Origin of the sequence: Ruminococcus sp. NATIVEDY161, assembly GCF_045819895.1 — a bacterium.
In the GTDB taxonomy this organism is placed as follows: Bacteria; Bacillota; Clostridia; order Oscillospirales; family Acutalibacteraceae; genus Ruminococcoides.
In genome coordinates, this window is the sequence record NZ_CP162392.1 from 2042067 (window position 1) to 2061786 (window position 19720).

The following is a 19720-nucleotide window of genomic DNA, read 5'->3' on the forward strand; positions in this document are numbered from 1 at the left end:
TAGTAACCACGCCTATTATTTAAGGTTGCAAGAATACCTCATAGGAAGGGTATGCATTTTTGTTTTATAATTACTTCTTTTTCTTTATTCCATACTACATCTCACGTTTAAAATCGTCAAGTTTGCAATAATTGAAACGTCTGCAATCTTAAAAAAATCGAAGATTGCAATCCGTAAAATACGGAAAACAACGAAACATGTTTCGACGTTTCACTTGACATTGTATTGAGGTTCATATACAATAGAAATAGTAAAATCGAATCGCGGTCAATACTGAAGTTTTTCCAAGGAACAATCAGAATGTGCAAGTTCAGTTCTATACAGATTTTTTTGCAAAACACATCTTTTTTGCTCATCCTTGACAAATCCCCAAAAGCCTGATAAACACTGGCTTTTGGGGCGATTTTTTATGCTATAAAAATTCTTTCATTCGAATTATCGTTACGTGGCAAGCTGTGAGATAGTCCTATACTATCATCAATTCTCCGTTCTTGTCAATTTGTCAGTTGTGTGATAAAATAAGTCTATAGTCTGAAACATAAGCACTTTTTAAACTTTTCTAACTTTTGATGTAGAAAATAGAGAAATAATCAATTGATAGATATTGGAGGTTAACCATGAAATTAAGTGATAGTGGAAATCCAGTTAGTAATAAACAGATAACTGATTTAGAAGAAAAAATATCCGCAAAATTACCGGAAAAATATGTGCACTTTTTATTTTTAAATAATGGTGGATACGTTGATGGTTTTTTTGTTACTCCGACGTTTATAGAAACCGATCCTGAATCACATGAGAAATATTATCAGTCGTCAAATATAGAAAAATTTTATTCTATAGATGAAATAATTGAAGAATATGAGGCAAACAAAGAAGAGCCTGCATGGGAGGACTGTTACTTGCCAATTGCATATGATTCAAGCGGTAATGTATTTTTATTATGCTTATTTGAAGATGAAAATTATGGGAAAGTCTATTTTGCAAATCATGAATTATTTAATCCAGTGACAGATTTTTTTGTAACAACAAATATTGCTGATAGTTTTGATGCCTTTGTTGATTCGTTGCGTCCGTTTGAAGGATAGTTAGGAGTTGTATGATGGAAAACGCGAGCCAAGCGGCAAAACTTATCATTTCCGATTCCAGACTTGCTTTCTTACAGGGCAGGTATTAGGGATCATTGCGGCTTGCCAAGCAGGCACTTGACATTGACCGCAAAAATGCCGATGCGCACCAGTGCGCAGGCAACGCGTATATGTCGCGCGAGGATTAATAAAGCAAACCGGTTTTTATTGAAAAGCAAGACAGGTGATATCAAAAACACAATGAGTAATATAGAGTTTGCTGCTACAGCAGTAATTGAAGAAATCCATAATAGTTCAAATTACACTAAAGAAAGCGTGCAAATATGAATTTTTATCAAAAACACACCTATCTTATCTGGCAGCTGATTGGCTGGGGGTTGGTGCTAGCGGCATTTATCGTGCTGCTTGTCAATCTTAATGATTATAACCATGATTATATTTTAGGGTCGGTTGTCTTTTTAACGATGTTCGGCACCTTCGCGATTTTTGTATCTCCTCTTGTAATTTGGCTGCGGAAGCGCGACAAAGCGGAGCAGGAACGCAACCGCTGTATCATAGAGCTCCACTCCAAACTGCACCCGGTGCAGGAAGTTATCTCGGTATTGTTCGTTATTTTCATTTTTTTCGCGGCGACCATAGCGATTGCGCGGTTAGGGCTTTTCTTTTTGTTTCCGCTTGGGTTTTATCTGGCGGCAGTACCGTATTTACTTCACCGGTACATTGTCAAAAAGAAATTCTATCAAATTCCCGACGCGGAAAAGTACTGTCAGACTTTTGAACTCACACGGCCCGAGGGACTGGAGCTCTTTGAGCAAGCACCGGCATTTGTGTACTTCGGTATTATTCCCGATGACAAAACCTTGCGGTTCATCTACAATTTTTACCGTAAATGCGGCTCGCTGCGGCAAGAACAGAGTCTCCGCTTGGTGCATGTGACCTGCGGAATGATGAACCGCCGCTACGGCACACTGTTTCAAAACGGTGACGAAGGGTTTTGGTGCGTTTCAAGCGAGGATGTTGATATAAACAAATATACAGCGATATGCTATTACAGCCGCATGACCATCTATGAAGGTTGGCTTCGCGCTTTGCTGGAGCAGAAAGCGGCTGCCGAATCGGTTTAGCTGAAAAAGTTACCGAAACAAAGTAATTATTGAAATCTTGACATTAGCGTAACGAATTACTATAATAATTTTAAATGAAAACGGATTACATATACACGCCTGAAATTATTTGGATTTGAATCATTTGCCGGGCGGTGTCAGCGCAAAATTCCTTGACGACAACACCACCTATCTCGGAAATCAGCTCGAGCCTGTATTCGGTGGAGATCGCTGTTTCGGCGTTTTGGCAAATATGGATTTTATTTTGATTAGCACTTATGAATCGGACGGCAAGAATCCCGAATTGATACTCTACAAGAAAAGGTAAATAAATTGGTCAGTAGTATTCAGTATAGAACAGCACCTTCGCCACTTTTGCGATACATATATGAAAAGTTAAAATGATATGTAAAATGTTGAGCGCTGGTTTCATACGAAAGAGCAACTCATATTTTTAGATAAATGGATTAGGGAGAAATCAAGATGAAAACAGTTATCATTCACGGTCAGAGTCACAAGGGCTCTACCTGCCATATTGCGCGTATACTCGCGAACAAAATCGGCGCAGAAACAACTGAATACTTTTTGCCAAAGGATTTTGGCGAATTCTGCTGCGGATGTACGCGCTGCTTTAAAGAAAGTGAAACGAAATGTCCGCATTATGACAAGCTCGCGGCAATCACACAGGCAATTGATGAGGCTGACGTTATAATCCTCGCGAGTCCCGTCTACGTCTATCACGCGACGGGAGCGATGAAGGCGTTTTTAGATCATTACGGTTACAGATGGATGGTTCACCGCCCTGAGGAAAGAATGTTTGAAAAGCAGGGCGTGTGTATTTCTACAGCCGCCGGCGGCGGTATGAAATCCACCAATAAGGATATGTCAGACAGCTTGTTTTTCTGGGGCGTGGCTAAGATATACAAATTCGGACTCGGAGTTGCCGCTATTGATTGGAACAGAGTGTCCGAAAAGAAAAAGCAAAGAATCGAAAGAGAAACAGAAAATATTGCTAAAAGAATACGCCGCCGTCAAGGCTGCGTAAAGCCCGGAGTGAAAACCAAAGGCTTCTTTAATATAATGCGCCTTTTGCAGAAAAAAGGTTGGAACGAAGCAGATGCGCACTACTGGAAGGAGAAGGACTGGACAGACAAGGCGCGTCCGTGGAAAAGGAGAAAAAATGACAGTAAAAACAAATGAATTATCTGCCGAACTATTCCTGCAACTATACACCTCTGTCGGTTAGGAGCCACCATATCGTGACCTATGGCATGACAGAGTTGTACGCCGACGAAAAAGCCTTCGGCGGAGAATACAGCCGTTGGGGATATGAGATGACCTTGAAGCTCAAGGCTGATTCGGCGGAAGAATGTATGTGGGCATTGGATATGCTGTCTAACCTTGCGCGTTACACCTACACCTCGGAGCGTTGGTTTGAACCGTTTGAATGTATTCACGGCGGTACGCCTCTGCACGAAGGAACAGATTCCAAAATCACCTCATTGATAACCGTTGCCGATACCTCGGCGCAATCGCTGGATACCCTCAACGGCAAGGTGGATTTTATTCAGCTTGTAGGTATCACCGAGGAAGAATATCAGGCGATTCAGCAGGATTCGGAAAACATACATAATCTGATTGAGCTGATGAAGCAGGATAATCCGGACTTAGCGACGGATATGAACCGAACAAAATCGTATTTATAGGGAGAGAATGCAAATGACGCTTGAAAGAGCAGATTGGCATTGGGACAGCGCGGAGAAGCAGTACCGTGAGAAAAACAACTGTTCCGGTGCGCTGACCGACGAACAGCAATGGGAAATTTGGTTGAAAGCGGCAAATCACATCGGTTTGTTTTTGTGGTGGATAATCGACAGAGGCTTCGAGGGTGAGAATCTGGATGCCGGAGAATGCGACATGGTCAGAAACGGACAGATGACAGGAACAGAATTCTTCATGCGCTATTGTGACGGTAAGCTGTGGGACGATGATATCCGAGAGGATGTTTTGCCCTTTGTCAATGAATATTTTAACGGCGCATATCTTAACGATTACTGCAACTGCTGTATTGACGAAACTGAAAAGCCGCTTTATGAAGTCATAAGCGATAAAGCGGATTATGAAAAACTGCGTGAAAAGATAGATACTGCCTATCGTACATTTTTATTAAAATAACTATTCAGTAAAGCGATTGAGTTCTATCGACAGGAATTAATTCACCAAGGTGACGTTACCTTTAGGATAAAAAGAGTAAAGAACATAAAACATAAACAAACGCTACGATTTTATTTTCAATCGTAGCGTTTAGTTTTTTTCCTATTCGATTTTTAATTTTTCCGTTAAGAGCCTCACGCTTTGGTACGGCGTGTTTTGTATTTATTATTTAATGTAAACTGAACAATCCCGATCATCCGATAAACAGTGCAAAAATCATCGAAATATGGTATAATAAATGCAAGGAAAACGGCTGAAAAGCCGCAAAAAGCTTGCATTTGGAGATGATGGGATGTATAAATTCGACAACGGACAGATAAGTTTAGAAGATTTCGGACAGCCGATAGGCATGAATCTGAAAAACAGCAACCGTTGGGTTAAGCGTGCGCAGACGATTCCGTGGCTTGAGATCGAGAAAAAATACGCGAAGCTTTTCTCTAACAAGAAGGGCAATGTGGCAAAGTCACTGCGCCTTGGTCTCGGCGCGAGGATCATCCAAGCCGAGTACGGCTACTCCGACGCCGAGACCCCGCTTCAAATCCAAGAGAATCCGTATCTCCAATACTTTTGCGGCTATAAAGCCTTTGATGACAGCAAGCCCCCGTTTGATCCGTCGATGATGGTCTACTTCCGCAAACGCCTGACGCCTGAGATCATCGGAGAAATCAACGAAATGATAATCTCCGCAGAGCAGGCAAAGCTTGAAAAGGAGAAGGAGAAATCGAGCAAAGACGAATCCGATGACGATGATAAGAACAGCGGAACCATGATCGTTGACGCGACCTGTGCTCCGTCGCAGATCTCATATCCGCAGGATGTATCCTTACTCAACAAAGCCCGCGAGTGCAGCGAGAAAATCATTGATGAGCTGCATGTCAAAGGCGAGCAAAAGCCCCGTACATACCGTAAGAAAGCGCATAAAGACTACACTTCTTACGCCCGCATCCGTAAGCCAAAGGCAAAGCAACGTCGTAAGGCAATCAAAAAGCAGCTTGGCTATCTCAACAGGAACATCGGTCATATTGAGAAAATGCTTGTCGGCGGGAAAGCATTACCTGCTAAATTTGAGCAAAAGTTTTCCACAATCCAAACAATCTACGCGCAGCAGAAAGAAATGTACGTCAACCGCACCCAAAGCGTCAAGGACAGGATTGTCAGTCTGAGCCAGCCGTGGATCCGCCCTATTGTGCGCGGAAAAGTCAAGGCAAAGACGGAGTTCGGTGTGAAGCTCGACATCAGCGTTTGCAATGGCTGGACGCGTCTTGAAAGGCACAGCTTTGACGCTTACAATGAATCCACGGGCTTGAAAGATATGATTGAGCGGTACAAAGAACGAACGGGACATTATCCCGAGCGTGTGCTTGTCGATAAAATCTATCGCACGCGCGAGAACCTGAAATACTGCAAGCAACACAAAATCAGGCTTTCGGGACCGGCTCTCGGCAGACCGAAAAAGGACGCTGAAATCGACAAAAAACAGAATTACATCGATGAGTGTGAGCGCGTCGAGGTTGAGCGCAAATTCAGCCTCGCCAAGCGCAAATGCGGCATGGACATGATAGTGACAAGGCTGAAAGAGACAACTTGCCACAGCATTGCTATGTCCGTTCTGCTTCTCAATCTGAGGAGGATCGAGAAGTTGAGGGCGGAGATATTAGCGTTGCTTTTCCGCAGTTTGAAATTGGGGTTTGTTCAGTAGATATTAAATTAAGGGGCAGTCGGGGTCGGGGATGTCGTACCTGCCTGATTTTGCGCAGGCTATGCACTTTGCACCGCCGCGACAGCTTTGTGCGTACTTGCACGGTTTGCATTTTTCGGGTATCTCCGATTTTCGGAGCTTGATTAACTCAGGACTTTTGCGGTATATGGTCAAAAGCTCGCTTAGCGTGACGTTGCCGACTTCTATCGGCAACCTCCTGCACGGCATAACCGTGCCGTCTGCCAAAATCGCCAGCAGGCGGCTGCCTGCGTTGCATGAGTAGATGTTTTTTTCTTTGCAGGGAATAAACTGCAAAGCTCTCGCGCATGAGATTTTGCCCTGCCTGTTCAGCCTTGAAGCCTTTCGGCACAGTGCCGAGTATTCCTTTGAGCTGAGCGACAGGTTGTTCTTGTCCTCATCCTTCGGAATTACAACGCGGTCAAACCAGAGCTTGTCCGCGCCGAGGTTGTTGCAGAAGTCTGCGAGCCTGCTCAGCTCCTTGTAATTCTCACGCTGGGCGGTAAAGGCGACAGTGACGTAAATCCCCTGAGCCTTAAGCTCCCTTATTCCGCGGATCGCGAGGTCAAAGCTTCCCTCGCCGCGGATTTTATCGTGAGTTTCGCGCAGACCGTCAAGGCTTACCTGAACATAGTCGACGTCGAGCCGTTTCAGCTCTGCCGCCTCGCGCCTGCCTATTAACGTTCCGTTCGTCAGAACGGCGGTGGTAATTCCGCGGTTTCCGGCTTCTTCAAGCAGCCAAAACAAATCGGGATGGGCGAGGGGCTCTCCGCCCGTAATATTCAAATATCCCTTAAAGCCATATTCTTCCAAAAGGCGAGAATACTGATTTAATACAGCTTCAAGCGATTTTCTCGAAGAAAACGCGCTGTAGTCGTCCTGATAGCAGTGACTGCACCTGAGATTGCAACGGTGAGTGATGTGCCATTGTAGGGTAAAAAATCCGTTGTATGTTATGTTTTCCATTTTATTCGGGTGATAGTTTTATAATTACAACCTCTCTGGGGTTGCAAAGTCTCGGAACTGCCGCGGTGTTTGAGCAGCCTGCGGAAATCACAAGGCGGTTTTCAAAAATTCCCCTGTCATATTTCGGGAACAGCCCTGATGACGAGGATATTAAACCCTTGCCGAACAGTCTGAACTGACCGCCGTGGTTGTGCCCCGACAGTACGAGGTCGATGTCCGTTTCCTTGACAAACCTGTCGTAGTACTCAGGGTGGTGGCAGAGCAAAATCTTAAAGCCTTTTTCTTCTGAAAAGCCCTTGAACCACTCCTCGTCATAGAACGAGGACAATCCGCCGATTAACAGCTCCTGACCGTTAATCTCCGCTTTAACCGAGCTGTTGTCGAGCAGGGTAACGCCGCATTCCGATAAAAGAGAGCGGTCGTTTTCCGTCAATTCGTCCTCGTGATTGCCGAGGCTCATAAACGACGGCGCAAGCTTGCCCGAAGCCTTCAAAAACCGGTAGGCGTTTTCGGGCTCGGCGGTGTTTTTGTTACGGGTAATAACCCTTACGGCGTGGTCAACGTACATCGCGATAATAAAGAAAACCGACTTAATCGGATTAAGTTCGTTAACTCTTTCGTAATGCTCCTCACCGAACCGTTCGAGCGTATCGCCTGCAATTGCAATCATATCGGGCGCGGCGATTTTGAGAAGCTCAAAAATATCGTCAGCCTTACGCTCGTGCAAATCGCTGATAAGCCCGATTTTGAGAGGCTTGTTGATTTTTTTCGATTTTATTTCATATTCCGTCAGCACAGCGGTTTGTTTCATACTGGTATCGCTCCGTTCGGTATATGATATGCCGAAAAATTTTGTTTATGCTATTTCCAGAAGCTCAGCCGGGAATCGTCAAGTCCGATATCCTTTGCCTTGAACGTCGGGTTAAGGCGTTTCTTTTTCTGCTTTTCAAAGTCGCGCAGAGCCTTAATCGCAACTCCCGACAAAATAACACAGCACGGTATGTTAATCAGCGTCATTCCGCCCATCGTTATATCCGCCATATTCCAAGCCAAATCCATAGGAGCAAGCGCGCCTACAAAGATTACGATAACGCAGGCGATGTAGAAAAATCTCATAAACTTCTTTGACGGCGGACGCTTTTTGTTGAGGTAAGCGAGAGCGTTGTCAACGTAGTAGAGGTTGCCGATAAGCGTTGTGAACGCGAACAGCACCATCGCCACCGTGATAAATACAGGTCCAAAGCCGCCGAATACGGTTGATACCGCGTTTTGAACGTACGGAGCGCCTGCGGCTTCCGCGGAGTTTTCAACTCCCGAGCACAGGCACATAAGAGCTGTTGCCGTGCAGAGGAGCATTGTGTCGATATAAACCGAAATGGTCTGAACCAAGCCCTGCTTAGCCGGGTGGGTAACGTCAGCCGAGGCTGAGGCGTTAGGCGCTGAGCCTACGCCGGCTTCATTCGAGTAAAGACCTCTTTTAATGCCGTAAACCATACATGAGCCGCTCAGTCCGCCGAGGATTGCCCTGAAGTCAAACGCGTCGCGGAAAATTGAGGCGAACGCGCCGGGAATATTGGGGATGTGAGCGAAAATAATAATAAGTGAGATCAAAACGTAAGCAATGCCCATAAACGGAACGATTTTCTCGGTAAGCTTGATAATGCGCTTTCCGCCGCCGATTACGCAGAAAGCCACGCCTGCCGCCAAAAGTCCGCCGACAATGATAGGAGTCCAGAGCTCGTCGTAGAAGTCATACGCCGCAAACGATGACTGCAAATTGTACGAGCAGAGCAGGTTAAAGCCGAAGGCGTAGGTCGCGATGAGAAAAACGCAGAAAATTGCCGCGACAACCGGCAGGTGAAGCGCCTTTTCTATATAATAAGCAGGTCCGCCGAAGCTGTTGCCGTCCTTGTCCTTCTGCTTAAAAATCTGCGCGAGCGTACTCTCGATAAACGCCGAAGCCGCGCCGATAATGCACATCAGCCACATCCAAAAGCACGCGCCCGGTCCGCCGAGGCAAATCGCGGTTGAAACGCCGACGATGTTGCCGGTTCCCACGCGCGAAGCGGTTGAGACCATCAGCGCCTGGAACGATGAAACCTTTTGTGAGGAAGCCGGCTTTTCGACAATCAGCTTACACGCCGTGCCGAACAGCCTTATCTGTACAAACTTGGTGCGGAACGTAAAGAAAAGTCCCGCGGCGGCAAGAACGATGATGAGAATAGGATAATACAATACTTCATCAACTTTGCCGAAAAAATCAGTGATTACCTGAAACATATTCTGCCCTCCGTGAATATAGTTTTTTGGTATCTGCTATATGCTTTTTAAAGTATTTAACTAATTATAACCTAACATATATATGGGTATATTGTTTTGTGGGAATTATATTTGTTACAAAATTGTCACATATCTATCACATTGATATGGTATGATAACCGTAAATTAAGGAGCGTTAATGCAAAATCCCCAAAATTTTTCCGAAAAATTTGTTGATAGAGGTTGATTTTTTCTCTGATTTTGTGTAATATGTATATAAGGGTATTGTAAACTTTTGCGCCCAAAACGCGGTTTGCGCCCAATTTCAAAAATATTGCAGAAAAAGAGGTAAGAGATATGTCTAACAGATTATTTCAGGGTATAGTGCATCAGATGAAGGATGCGGTAGACAGAACAATCGGCGTTATAGACGAGACTTCGGTTGTAATTGCCTGCTCGGAGCTTGGAAAAATCGGAGAGGTTAACGAGAGTATCAATTCCGAAACCCTCAGTTCAACAGCTCCGTTTGTTATCAGCGGCTATACTTATAAATCATTCGGAAACAGCGCAAAGTACGATTACGCCGTGTTTGTTCAGGGCACGGACGAATACGCTCAAAAGTACGCTCACCTGCTTGCGGTATCGTTTGCGAGCATTAAGCAGTACTACGACGAAAAGTACGACCGTTCAAACTTCATCAAGAACGTAATCCTGGACAACATTCTTCCCGGCGATATTTACCTCAAGGCAAGGGAGCTCCACTTCAACAGCGAGGTTTCCCGAGTATGCCTGCTCATCAAGATTATTTCCAAAACCGATGTTTCTGCTTATGATATTGTTCAAAATCTTTTCCCCGACAAGTCAAAGGATTTTGTTATCAACATTAACGAGGAGGAAATCGCTCTTGTAAAAGAGGTTAAGCCCGACACCGAGAGCCGCGACCTTGAAAAGCTCGCAAGCTCAATCGCGGACACACTGTCAAGCGAGTTCTACACCCACTGTGTTGTAGGTATCGGCACAACCGTTACAGGCATTAAGGATTTGGCGCGTTCCTTTAAGGAAGCCCAGTCGGCTCTTGAGGTAGCAAAGGTATTTGACACCGAGCGCACAATCGTAAGCTATGATAACCTCGGCATCGCCCGTCTTATCTATCAGCTTCCCACAACCCTGTGCAAGATGTTCCTCAAGGAGGTTTTCAAGCGCGGTTCAATCGAGACTCTCGACCAGGAGACTCTGTTCACAATCCAGCGCTTCTTCGAAAATAACCTCAACGTTTCGGAAACATCAAGAAAGCTTTTTGTTCACCGCAACACCCTTGTTTACAGACTTGAAAAAATCAAAAAGCTGACGGGACTTGATTTGCGCGAGTTTGAGGACGCTATCGTATTCAAGGTAGCCCTCATGGTTAAAAAGTATCTGAACGCGAGCCCCGCGAAGTATTAAAAATACCGCTCCTGAACACGCCAAAAAAGCGTGTTCAGGGCGTTGGCATTTTCTGAAGTCCGCGTTAAGGGCACATCTGCGCCCGTTTTTGCGGGTATTAATCACGGCGGTTTATACGGCCGCTCGAAAACCAAGGTGTATTTATGATTGATTTTTTAAATGTATCAAAAACTTATCCAAACGGCACTCACGCCCTGCACGACGTAAGCCTGAGCATTGACAAGGGCGAGTTCGTGTTTATCGTAGGTGCGTCGGGCGCCGGTAAAAGTACGTTTTTGAAGCTGATTATGCACGAGGAAACACCAACCTCGGGCGAAATCATTATCAACGGCAACAAGCTGTCTAAAATGAAAAGACGCGACGTGCCGTATCTGCGCCGCCATATGGGTATCGTTTTTCAGGACTTCAGACTGATTGAGAAAATGAACGTGTTTGACAACGTTGCGTTCGCTATGCGCGCGGTGGGAGAGAACACCGCAACAATCAAAAAGAGAGTTCCCTACGTCCTCAGCCTTGTAGGTCTTAAGGACAAGATGAAAAACAAGCCCAGCGAATTATCAGGCGGAGAGCAGCAGCGTGTAAGCCTTGCCAGAGCGCTCGTTAACAATCCCGAAATTATCGTTGCGGACGAGCCCACGGGTAACGTTGACCCCGAGCTTTCGCACGAGATTATCGAGCTTCTTAACGAGATTAACGGAATGGGCACAACCGTGCTTGTCGTAACTCACGAGCACGAGCTTGTCCGCGAGTTCCACCAAAGGGTAATCACCATCGACCGCGGAAGGGTTGTGGGCGATACCAAGGGCGGAAGCGTTTCCGCGTCGGATGATGACGACGATGACGACGATGACGACTATACCCTCGAGTACAGCGAGTATGAGGAGGATACTGATCTCACCGACGACGAAATCACCGATAACAATGACGGCGTGACTTACGACGACGAGGACGACTACGGCGATTTGCCGCAGTACCCCGACAACGTTGTAATCGTGCCCGACTGACGAAAGGATATTTAGTATATGAAAGGCTTTGGCTATCTTGTAAAAGAGGGCTTCAAGAACGTATGGAGTAACCGTATTATGAGTATCGCGTCTGTATGCGTGCTCGTTAGCTGCCTTGTGCTCACAGGCGCGGCTGCGCTCTTTTCGCTAAACGTCTCCAAGCTTGTCGACGAGGTTGGAGAGAGCAATGAAACCATCGTTTATATTCAGCAGGGTTATTCCCAGCTTGAAGCCGTTTATGTCGGAAAAGAGATTGAAAAGGTTGACAACGTTCAGTCAGCAGAGTTTTACTCAAAGGAAAAGGCGTTTGAGCAGTACAGAAGTACTTTGGGCGACAGCCTTTTCGCGAGAATCGAGGACAGAAACCCCCTGCCCGATTCGTTTATCGTAGTTATGGACGACCTCTCAAAGTATGAGGAAACCGTAGCTAAAATTCAGCAAATTAAGGGTGTTGACAAGGATACAATCCTCAACCGCAAGGACTTTGCGGATAAGATGACACGAATCAGCAACCTTGTAAATATTATTTCAATCGCGGTTGTAGCCGCACTGCTTATAATCTCGCTGTTTATTATCGCGAACACAATCCGCGCGACAATGTACTCGCGCCGTTTCGAAATCAGTATTATGAAATCTGTCGGCGCAACCAACGCGTTTGTGCGAATGCCGTTCCTTGTTGAGGGTATGGTGCTCGGACTAATCTCGGCGGCAATCTCCACCGGAGTTCTCGCGCTGGTATATCAGGGCATAGGTATGGTAATTGAGAACGCACAGTCGGTATTCCGCTTTATTCCGTTTATCGAGGTTCTGCCGTACGTTGCCGCCGCGTTCGTATTATTCGGCCTGTTTGTAGGCTTCTGCGGTGGATTTATCTCAATCCGCAAGTATTTGAAAATGGAAGGTAATGAAATTCTCGGCTGGTAACAGCGGAAAGGAGAAATTATGACAAAGGCAAAAAAGATATTATGCGCTTTGCTCAGCGTCTGCGTAATCGCAGTGCCCGTCACCGCGGGTATTACTTCTGCAAGCGCGGAGAGCGTCGAGTCGCTTCAGCAAAGACTTCAGGACCTCGACTCAAAGAACAAGGAATATCAGAAGGTGCTCGACAGCGCTCAAAATGATATTTCTGAAAAAGAAAAATACAACGAGGCTCTCTTAAATAAAATTGATAATCTCGATGAAAAAATAAGCGTAACGCGCGAGTCAATCGAAAAGCTCAACGCCGAAATCAGCGAGTCTCAAAAGAAGATTAATCAGGGCAACGGCGAGATTGAGTCTCAGCTTGACGCTCTGTGCGAAAGACTGAGGGCGATTTATATGGCAGGATCTGCCAGCGACCTCGAGATTATCCTCGGAGCGAAGGACTTTACCGACCTTATCGACAAGATGTCCTTGGTTAAAAATCTTTCAAAGTACGACCAGGAGCTTATTGATAACGTCAACAGCAAGCTCGATGTAATCGGCAAGGAAAAGGAAACCCTTGAAAAGAACAAGGCGGAGCTGTTGCAGAACGAGGCTTCGCTCAAAACCGACCTTAACGAGCTCAACACTACTCTTGAAGCCAACAAGGAAGTCCTTAAGGATTTGTACACCAAGACCGACGAGGCTAAAGACTTCCTTAAAAATTCAGGCGACGAAAAAGCTCAGATTGAGTCTGAAATCGCTAAGTATTTTGCGGAGCAGGCTGCGGCTCAGGCTAAGCAGCAACAGCAGCAACAGCAACAGCAGCAGTTTCAAAGCAGTTCTTCACAGAGCAGCTCAAGTTCTTCGAGCACTTCGGATGATGAGGACGATTACACTCCTACGCCTACACCTACTCCGTCTGTTACACCGTCATCCTCGGGCGGATATGTATGGCCTACTCCGGGCTTCTACTATCTGTCATCGGAGTGGAACGAGGACAGAACCACCTACAACCACGGTGCTATTGATATCGCCGGCGGCGGTATTTACGGAGCAACGGTTGTTGCGGCGGCAAGCGGTACGGTAGCCTACACCAACACCTATTGTCCTCATGACTATGGTAAGAGTTACAGCTGCGGCTGCGGCGGCGGTTACGGCAAGTACGTATGGATTGACCACGGCAACGGCAAGGAGACAATCTACGCTCACCTCAGCAGCGTTGCGGTATCTCCCGGACAGTCGGTATCTGCCGGTCAGGTAGTCGGCTACGTAGGTACAACCGGTTACTCAACCGGTCCGCACCTCCACTTTGAGTGCCGCTACAACGGAGTCAAGTACAACCCGATGACCGAATTTTAATTAAATTATATAAAACATTATTTCAGTCTCCCCCGTCACTTGTTACGGGGGATTCCCCTGTTAGGGGAAATGTCGCGAAGCGACAAAAGGTGATTCCCCTTTTAGGGGAAATGGGCGAAGCCCAAAAGGGTTGCCGACGTGCTAAGGTTGCTGTTTTCGCCAGAAAAAGGTACTGCTTTAAAGCGGCGGAGGGGGCGGCGCTGTTAATCCTGCAATTTTTGTTTTTCTAACGGTCACACAATTCTCTTTTCGCAATAGTATGTAATGTAAACGAAAGGAGGTTGAGGTATGAACTTGTTTGGAAACAACAACGGCGGTTGCTGCTGGATTATTCTTCTTATCCTCATCATCTGCAGCGCTTGCGGCGGCAATAACGGCTGCGGCAACGGTTGCGGAAACGACGGCTGCGGTTGCGGCTGCTAATGAAGCTTAAACTATAGACGTTGCATTGTAATATAAAGTATAAAAGCGCCTTGGCATTGTGCCAAGGCGCGTTCTGCATTAATATGGTTTTACACGTTAAATCTGAACAGCACAACGTCGCCGTCCTTCATAACATACTCCTTGCCCTCGCTGCGGACAAGGCCTTTTTCTTTTGCGGCAGCCATACTGCCGTTTGCAATCAAATCGTCGAAGGCGATAACCTCGGCTCTGATAAATCCGCGCTCAAAGTCGGAGTGGATTTTACCAGCCGCCTGGGGAGCTTTAGTGCCGTTTTTGATCGTCCACGCTCTTACCTCCTGCTTGCCTGCGGTGAGGTATGAGATAAGTCCGAGCAGAGCGTAGCACTCCTTGATAAGACGGTCAAGACCGCTTTCCTCAAGACCGAGGTCGTTAAGGAACATAGCCTTTTCGTCGTCGTCCATCTCGACAATTTCTTCCTCAATCTGCGCGCAAATCGGCAGAACTCCCGAGTTCTCGGCAGCGGCGATTTTCTTGACCTCCTGATAGCCCTGGTTGCTCTCGATACCGTTTGAAAAATCCTCGTCGCTCATATTCGCGGCGTAAATAACTGGCTTTGAGGTCAGCAGTGCAACCTCGCTGAGCAGTGCCTTTTCCTCGTCGTCGCACTCAACACTTCTCGCAGGCTTGCCCTGTTCGAGAGCTTCGAGCACGCGCTGGTAAAAGTCGATGTCGCGCTGATATTTTTTATCGCCCTTAAGCATCTTTTTTGTCTTGTCAATGCGCCTTTCGAGCATTTCCATATCCGACAAAATCAGCTCAAGGTTAATCGTTTCGATATCCCTCTTAGGATCGATACTGCCCTCAACGTGGATGATGTCGTCGTTCTCAAAGCAGCGCACAACGTGCACAACCGCGTCGCATTCGCGGATGTTCGACAAGAACTTGTTGCCCAAGCCCTCGCCCTTTGAAGCGCCCTTTACAAGGCCTGCAATATCGACAAACTCGATAGTCGCAGGGGTGTACTTGTCGGGATCGTACATCTCGGCAAGCTTGTCGAGCCTTTTGTCGGGAACCGAAACAACGCCGACGTTCGGCTCAATCGTGCAGAACGGATAGTTAGCGCTCTGCGCTCCTGCGTTAGTAATTGCGTTAAAAAGCGTACTCTTGCCGACGTTCGGCAGTCCTACTATACCTAATTTCATTTCTAATCACCTGATTTGCAATTTTTTCAATCTATTATAACACAAATCAATGCAAATCTCAATATCTATTATAAAAAACCGCCGCGGTTATGCGGCGGTTAAGCGTTATAATTATGCCGAGAGCTTTAGGGAGTGCAGCGCGTCAGCGTATGCAACACGGTTTTGCGCATTGTACTCACTTCGGGAAATGTACTGAATTACGTAAAACTTATGCTTAGCGCGGAAAACCGACATCTCTCCGACCTGAACTATATCCGTTCCGGTAGGTGTGTAGGCAAAGCGTATTCCGTTCGCCTTTTTTGAGGCGATTTCGCACTTGAAGCTGTCCTCTCTGCGGTAATTGAGAAGGTTCTTCTTCATACATCTTTCCGCTCCGCCGATAATCGACTTTGCGTCGGTCATATAGTTGAAAAAGCCCGGATTTGTCCAGGACACTATGATGAGCATATGGTTTTCTTCGTCGTAAATTCCGCTGTGGTTTTCGCTCGTTCCGCAAAACTTGATGAGCTCGTCGGCGGACATCCTATGGAATTCGTCTGTGTATGTCAGCGTTAATTCGCGGTTAATGGTGATTTTTTTCATTAAAATCTCTCCCTTTACTTTGTTTGAGATTATTTTATCACACCGACACTGACAACACAGTGACAAATTCAAGGAAAATTATTTTTTTATCTCTGTATTCACCGTCTGCCGTCTTTTCATCTTGTTCCAGTTGAAAAAGCCGTACAAGTCGTTGAACAAAAACGCGATAAAGCAGACTACAACCGAGATGTATTTTGGCTCGTTTATGCTCGCCATTACCCAGAGCACAATCAGCACAATGTCGTTGCAGGCGTAGGCGAGGGCGTAGTATGGGCTTCGGCAAAAGGTCAGGTATGCCGCGACAAAGCTCGTCGTCACCGAGATTGTACTCGGAATTAAATTTGCGGTGTTGAAGTATTTTAGGATGAAGTAAAACGCCGCCGTGACAACGACTGTCAGTATTACCATAATTATCTTTTTGCCTTTGCTCAGTGAGCTGACCTCGACCTCGCTCTTTTTACCCTCATATGGATGCTTAAGCCACGATACAAGCGTCATAGCCGCCATCGGCAAGGACATACCGAGGTAGGTAAAAATCTCTCCGTAGTAGGCGTAGGAAAATGAAATCCAGCCGTAAAACAGGCTGAAAATAATCATCATTATCTGCCCGATTGGGTTGCCCTTGGCGATAAAAATCAGCGAGGTTACGCCGATAATCGAGGCGGCGAGCGTAAGAAAATTGCTCCTGTCAAATATTATAAACGAAACCGTTATCATCAAAACCGACGCGCACCACAACAGCTTTTCAAACGTGGTAAAGTAATTTAAAAACCGCTTCATAATGTCCTCCAAAAAAATAAACATCCGATGCACATCTTCAAAGACCTAACGATGCGCAGCGAATGCTCATGGCAATTCCTACCCGGTGGCAGATTTATTATGAATGTATTATAGCACGAATTTTTTGGTTTGGCAATACGGTTAACTCAACTGCTTTATAAAAAGCTGAGAGATAATCGACAGCTTTTGGTGTCGCTTCCAAATCAACGACGGACTGACGGAAATTTCGGGGTACAGCGGACGGAAACAGAGGCTTGAATTTCCCGAGGTGTCAACAAGTCCGTCAAATGAAATCGCGACGCCGATGCCGTCCTCGACCATCAGCGAGGCGTTGTAGAGCAGGTTATAAGTTGCCGCAACCTGAAGTCTGCGAGCCTGCGAGCCGCTGAAATTATCCAAGCCGTTCGCGCGCGATACAATCAACGGCTTGTCGTACAAGTCCTTCACGGTGATGTATTCCTTCTCGGCAAGTGCGTCGTCCCTGCGCATAATAACGCCGAAAATCTCCTTTTCCTCAAGCGTGAGGTGGTGGTAGGTGTTGCGGTCAAAGTCGGTAAAAATCAGCGCAAAGTCGAGCAGTCCGCGGTCGAGCCTGTCCTGCAAATCCTCGGTGTCGCCGCTGACAACGTTAAGGCGGATGTCGGGATAATTCTCCTTAAGACGGCGGAAAACCTCGGTTATGCGGTGCATAGAGAGCGACTCACCTGCGCCGATGCTCAGAGTGCCCGAGATATTGTTCTTTACCTCGGAAATTTCGCTTTCCGTCAGCTCCACAAGCTGCATAATCTCGCCTGCGCGTTTGCGCAAAATCAAGCCTTCCTCGGTGAGCTCAATGCGCCTGTTGCCCCTGATGAACAGCTTTGCGCCGAGCTCTTCCTCCAAGTCCTTAAGCTGGCGCGACAGCGACGGCTGAGAAAGGTTCAGCGACTGCGCCGCGGCAGAGATATTTCCCTCGCGCGTAACCGCCAAAAAGTACTGCAAAACTCGAAATTCCATATTATCACCCGAATTTATTATATATTAATTTGCTATGCTTGTAAAGCATAATTATCTATTTAATATAAGTATTTGCTATTTGTGCCGCGTAGGTATATAATTAAATCAGAAATGAGGGAAAAGTATGACTACAGAGGAATTTATCAGGATAATGGACAGCGGCGCAGAGGTAATCGCGAAAAGCGAGGTTCATCTGCATATGACGCACCTGAGCAACGAGGCGATGAAGATTACCTCGGAGCTCAACAACAGCTACCATACTCCCGAGGAAATCGGAGAGCTGATGACAAGGCTTACGGGCAGGAAGTTTCCCGAAGGCGCGTATATGTTTCCGCCGTTTTACACCGACTGCGGAAAGAACATTAAGCTCGGCAAAAATGTATTTATAAACGCAGGCTGTCAGTTCCAGGATCAGGGCGGAATTACTATAGGCGACGGCAGCTTAATCGGCCCCAAGACCGTAATCACCACGCTCAACCACCACCAAAATCCCAAGAAACGCGCTAACCTTATACCTAAGCCCGTAACTATCGGAAAGAACGTTTGGATAGGCGCGAACGTCACAATCCTGCCGGGCGTGACAATCGGTGACGGCGCGATTATCGCGGCAGGCGCGGTAGTTAGCAAGGATGTACAGGCAAATACAATTGCAGGCGGAGTTCCTGCGAGGTTCATAAAGAATATAGATTTGGAGGAATAGTTATGATGAAAACAGCAGAGCTTAAGCTCACTCAAAATTGGGATAAGACCTTTGAAAAAAGCGATAAGGTTGACCACTGCAAGGTGACCTTCGTCAACCGCTACGGCATAACCCTCGCGGCGGATATGTACGTTCCTAAGAACGCGGAAGGAAAGCTTCCGGCAATCGCGGTAAGCGGTCCGTTCGGCGCGGTTAAGGAGCAGTGCTCGGGCTTGTACGCGCAGATTATGGCTGAGCGCGGATTTATCACAATGGCGTTCGACCCGTCCTTTACAGGCGAGAGCGGAGGAATTCCGAGATATATGGCTTCTCCCGACATCAACACCGAGGACTTTCAGGCGGCGGTTGATTTTCTGTCGGTTCAGGACAATGTAGACGCGGATAAAATCAGCATTATCGGCATTTGCGGCTGGGGCGGAATGGCGCTTAACACCGCCGCGCTTGACACGAGAATTAAGGCGACGATAGTTTCCACAATGTACGATATGACTCGCGTTAACGCCAACGGATATTTTGACAGTGAGGACAGCGAGGAAAAGCGCTTTGAAAGAAAAACCGCGCTCAATAACCTCAGAACTGAGGAATATAAAAACGGCGAGTACTCGCGTGCAGGCGGATGTCTGCCGTTGCCTGTCCCCGAGGACGTGCCGTTCTTTGTAAAGGACTACAGCGAGTACTACAAGGGCAGGGCATATCACGAAAGGTCGCTCAATTCAAACGAGGGCTGGAACACCTTGGGCTGTCTGTCGTTTATGAACCAGCCGATTTTAAAATATTCAAACGAAATCCGCTCGGCGGTGCTGATGATTCACGGCGACAAGGCTCATTCCTGCTACTTTTCAAAGGACGCCTACAAGGCGATGACCGAGGACAGCAAGTACACCGATAACAAGGAGCTTATGATTATCCCCGGCGCGGTTCACACCGATTTGTACGATAATTTGGACGTTATTCCGTTTGATAAAATCGAGGACTTCATCCGCGATAACATTAATTAAGAGG

Annotated in this window: 20 protein-coding genes and 1 pseudogene; 14 read left to right on the forward strand and 7 right to left on the reverse strand. The window is 46.6% G+C overall.

Annotation, left to right across the window (positions count from 1 at the left end; all coding sequences use genetic code 11):
- Nucleotides 1-617: 617 nt before the first annotated feature.
- The 7 genes from AB1I50_RS09760 (at nucleotide 618) to AB1I50_RS09790 (ending at nucleotide 6101) form a co-directional block, all read left to right on the forward strand.
- A complete protein-coding gene (locus AB1I50_RS09760; RefSeq protein ID WP_407723834.1) occupies nucleotides 618-1085 on the forward strand; it encodes an SMI1/KNR4 family protein in 468 nt (155 codons plus the stop codon).
- 323 nt (nucleotides 1086-1408) lie between these two features.
- On the forward strand, nucleotides 1409-2209 hold the full coding sequence (locus AB1I50_RS09765) for a hypothetical protein (RefSeq protein WP_407723835.1): 801 nt from the start codon (nucleotides 1409-1411) through the stop codon (nucleotides 2207-2209).
- Between the two features lie 109 nt (nucleotides 2210-2318).
- Nucleotides 2319-2516 (forward strand): hypothetical protein, encoded by a 198-nt coding sequence (locus AB1I50_RS09770; RefSeq protein WP_407723836.1) that lies wholly within the window; start codon nucleotides 2319-2321, stop codon nucleotides 2514-2516.
- A 155-nt stretch (nucleotides 2517-2671) separates the two neighbouring features.
- Entirely contained in the window at nucleotides 2672-3388 is a 717-nt protein-coding gene (locus tag AB1I50_RS09775) for a flavodoxin family protein (RefSeq protein ID WP_407723837.1), read from the forward strand.
- Nucleotides 3385-3894, forward strand: coding sequence for a suppressor of fused domain protein (locus AB1I50_RS09780; RefSeq protein WP_407723838.1), 510 nt, complete (start codon nucleotides 3385-3387; stop codon nucleotides 3892-3894). The genes AB1I50_RS09775 and AB1I50_RS09780 overlap by 4 nt, the downstream gene beginning before the upstream one ends.
- Nucleotides 3895-3907: 13 nt before the next feature.
- Nucleotides 3908-4363, forward strand: coding sequence for a DUF7832 domain-containing protein (locus tag AB1I50_RS09785; RefSeq protein ID WP_407723839.1), 456 nt, complete (start codon nucleotides 3908-3910; stop codon nucleotides 4361-4363).
- Between the two features lie 331 nt (nucleotides 4364-4694).
- A complete protein-coding gene (locus AB1I50_RS09790) occupies nucleotides 4695-6101 on the forward strand; it encodes an IS5 family transposase (protein ID WP_407725308.1) in 1407 nt (468 codons plus the stop codon).
- Nucleotides 6102-6104: 3 nt separating this feature from the next.
- On the opposite strand, the gene AB1I50_RS09795 is transcribed toward AB1I50_RS09790, so the two are convergent.
- Genes AB1I50_RS09795 through AB1I50_RS09805 form a run of 3 tightly spaced genes read right to left on the reverse strand, consistent with a single transcriptional unit; the run spans nucleotide 6105 to nucleotide 9365 of the window.
- Nucleotides 6105-7085 (reverse strand): radical SAM protein, encoded by a 981-nt coding sequence (locus tag AB1I50_RS09795; RefSeq protein ID WP_407723840.1) that lies wholly within the window; start codon nucleotides 7083-7085, stop codon nucleotides 6105-6107.
- Between the two features lies 1 nt (nucleotide 7086).
- The gene (locus AB1I50_RS09800) at nucleotides 7087-7896 is read right to left on the reverse strand and encodes a metallophosphoesterase (protein WP_407723841.1); all 810 of its coding nucleotides are present in this window, start codon (nucleotides 7894-7896) and stop codon (nucleotides 7087-7089) included.
- Nucleotides 7897-7946: 50 nt separating this feature from the next.
- Nucleotides 7947-9365 carry an alanine/glycine:cation symporter family protein gene (locus AB1I50_RS09805; RefSeq protein WP_407723842.1) on the reverse strand — a complete coding sequence of 473 codons (1419 nt, stop codon included), beginning with the start codon at nucleotides 9363-9365 and terminating at the stop codon, nucleotides 7947-7949.
- Between the two features lie 336 nt (nucleotides 9366-9701).
- Between AB1I50_RS09805 and AB1I50_RS09810 the strand changes: the two genes are divergently transcribed.
- From AB1I50_RS09810 to AB1I50_RS09830, 5 genes and pseudogenes are all read left to right on the forward strand, one after another.
- Complete coding sequence (locus AB1I50_RS09810; protein WP_407723843.1) at nucleotides 9702-10787, forward strand: PucR family transcriptional regulator; 1086 nt, start codon at nucleotides 9702-9704, stop codon at nucleotides 10785-10787.
- Nucleotides 10788-10930: 143 nt separating this feature from the next.
- Nucleotides 10931-11596: pseudogene (gene ftsE / locus AB1I50_RS09815) on the forward strand (cell division ATP-binding protein FtsE); the annotation flags it as partial.
- 213 nt (nucleotides 11597-11809) lie between these two features.
- Entirely contained in the window at nucleotides 11810-12715 is a 906-nt protein-coding gene (ftsX, locus tag AB1I50_RS09820; RefSeq protein ID WP_407723844.1) for a permease-like cell division protein FtsX, read from the forward strand.
- 18 nt (nucleotides 12716-12733) lie between these two features.
- Nucleotides 12734-14053, forward strand: coding sequence for a murein hydrolase activator EnvC family protein (locus tag AB1I50_RS09825; protein ID WP_407723845.1), 1320 nt, complete (start codon nucleotides 12734-12736; stop codon nucleotides 14051-14053).
- Between the two features lie 288 nt (nucleotides 14054-14341).
- A complete protein-coding gene (locus AB1I50_RS09830) occupies nucleotides 14342-14476 on the forward strand; it encodes a hypothetical protein (RefSeq protein ID WP_407723847.1) in 135 nt (44 codons plus the stop codon).
- Nucleotides 14477-14565: 89 nt separating this feature from the next.
- On the opposite strand, the gene ychF is transcribed toward AB1I50_RS09830, so the two are convergent.
- The 4 genes from ychF to AB1I50_RS09850 all read right to left on the reverse strand — a co-directional run bounded on the left by ychF (nucleotide 14566) and on the right by AB1I50_RS09850 (nucleotide 18018).
- The gene (gene ychF / locus AB1I50_RS09835) at nucleotides 14566-15660 is read right to left on the reverse strand and encodes a redox-regulated ATPase YchF (protein ID WP_407723848.1); all 1095 of its coding nucleotides are present in this window, start codon (nucleotides 15658-15660) and stop codon (nucleotides 14566-14568) included.
- 111 nt (nucleotides 15661-15771) lie between these two features.
- Nucleotides 15772-16242 (reverse strand): hypothetical protein, encoded by a 471-nt coding sequence (locus AB1I50_RS09840; protein WP_407723849.1) that lies wholly within the window; start codon nucleotides 16240-16242, stop codon nucleotides 15772-15774.
- A gap of 78 nt (nucleotides 16243-16320) precedes the next feature.
- A complete protein-coding gene (gene pnuC / locus AB1I50_RS09845) occupies nucleotides 16321-17022 on the reverse strand; it encodes a nicotinamide riboside transporter PnuC (RefSeq protein ID WP_407723850.1) in 702 nt (233 codons plus the stop codon).
- A 141-nt stretch (nucleotides 17023-17163) separates the two neighbouring features.
- A complete protein-coding gene (locus AB1I50_RS09850) occupies nucleotides 17164-18018 on the reverse strand; it encodes a LysR family transcriptional regulator (protein WP_407723851.1) in 855 nt (284 codons plus the stop codon).
- 124 nt (nucleotides 18019-18142) lie between these two features.
- Between AB1I50_RS09850 and AB1I50_RS09855 the strand changes: the two genes are divergently transcribed.
- Complete coding sequence (locus tag AB1I50_RS09855) at nucleotides 18143-18718, forward strand: sugar O-acetyltransferase (protein WP_407723852.1); 576 nt, start codon at nucleotides 18143-18145, stop codon at nucleotides 18716-18718.
- Between the two features lie 5 nt (nucleotides 18719-18723).
- A complete protein-coding gene (locus AB1I50_RS09860; protein ID WP_407725336.1) occupies nucleotides 18724-19716 on the forward strand; it encodes an alpha/beta hydrolase in 993 nt (330 codons plus the stop codon).
- Nucleotides 19717-19720 lie beyond the last annotated feature (4 nt).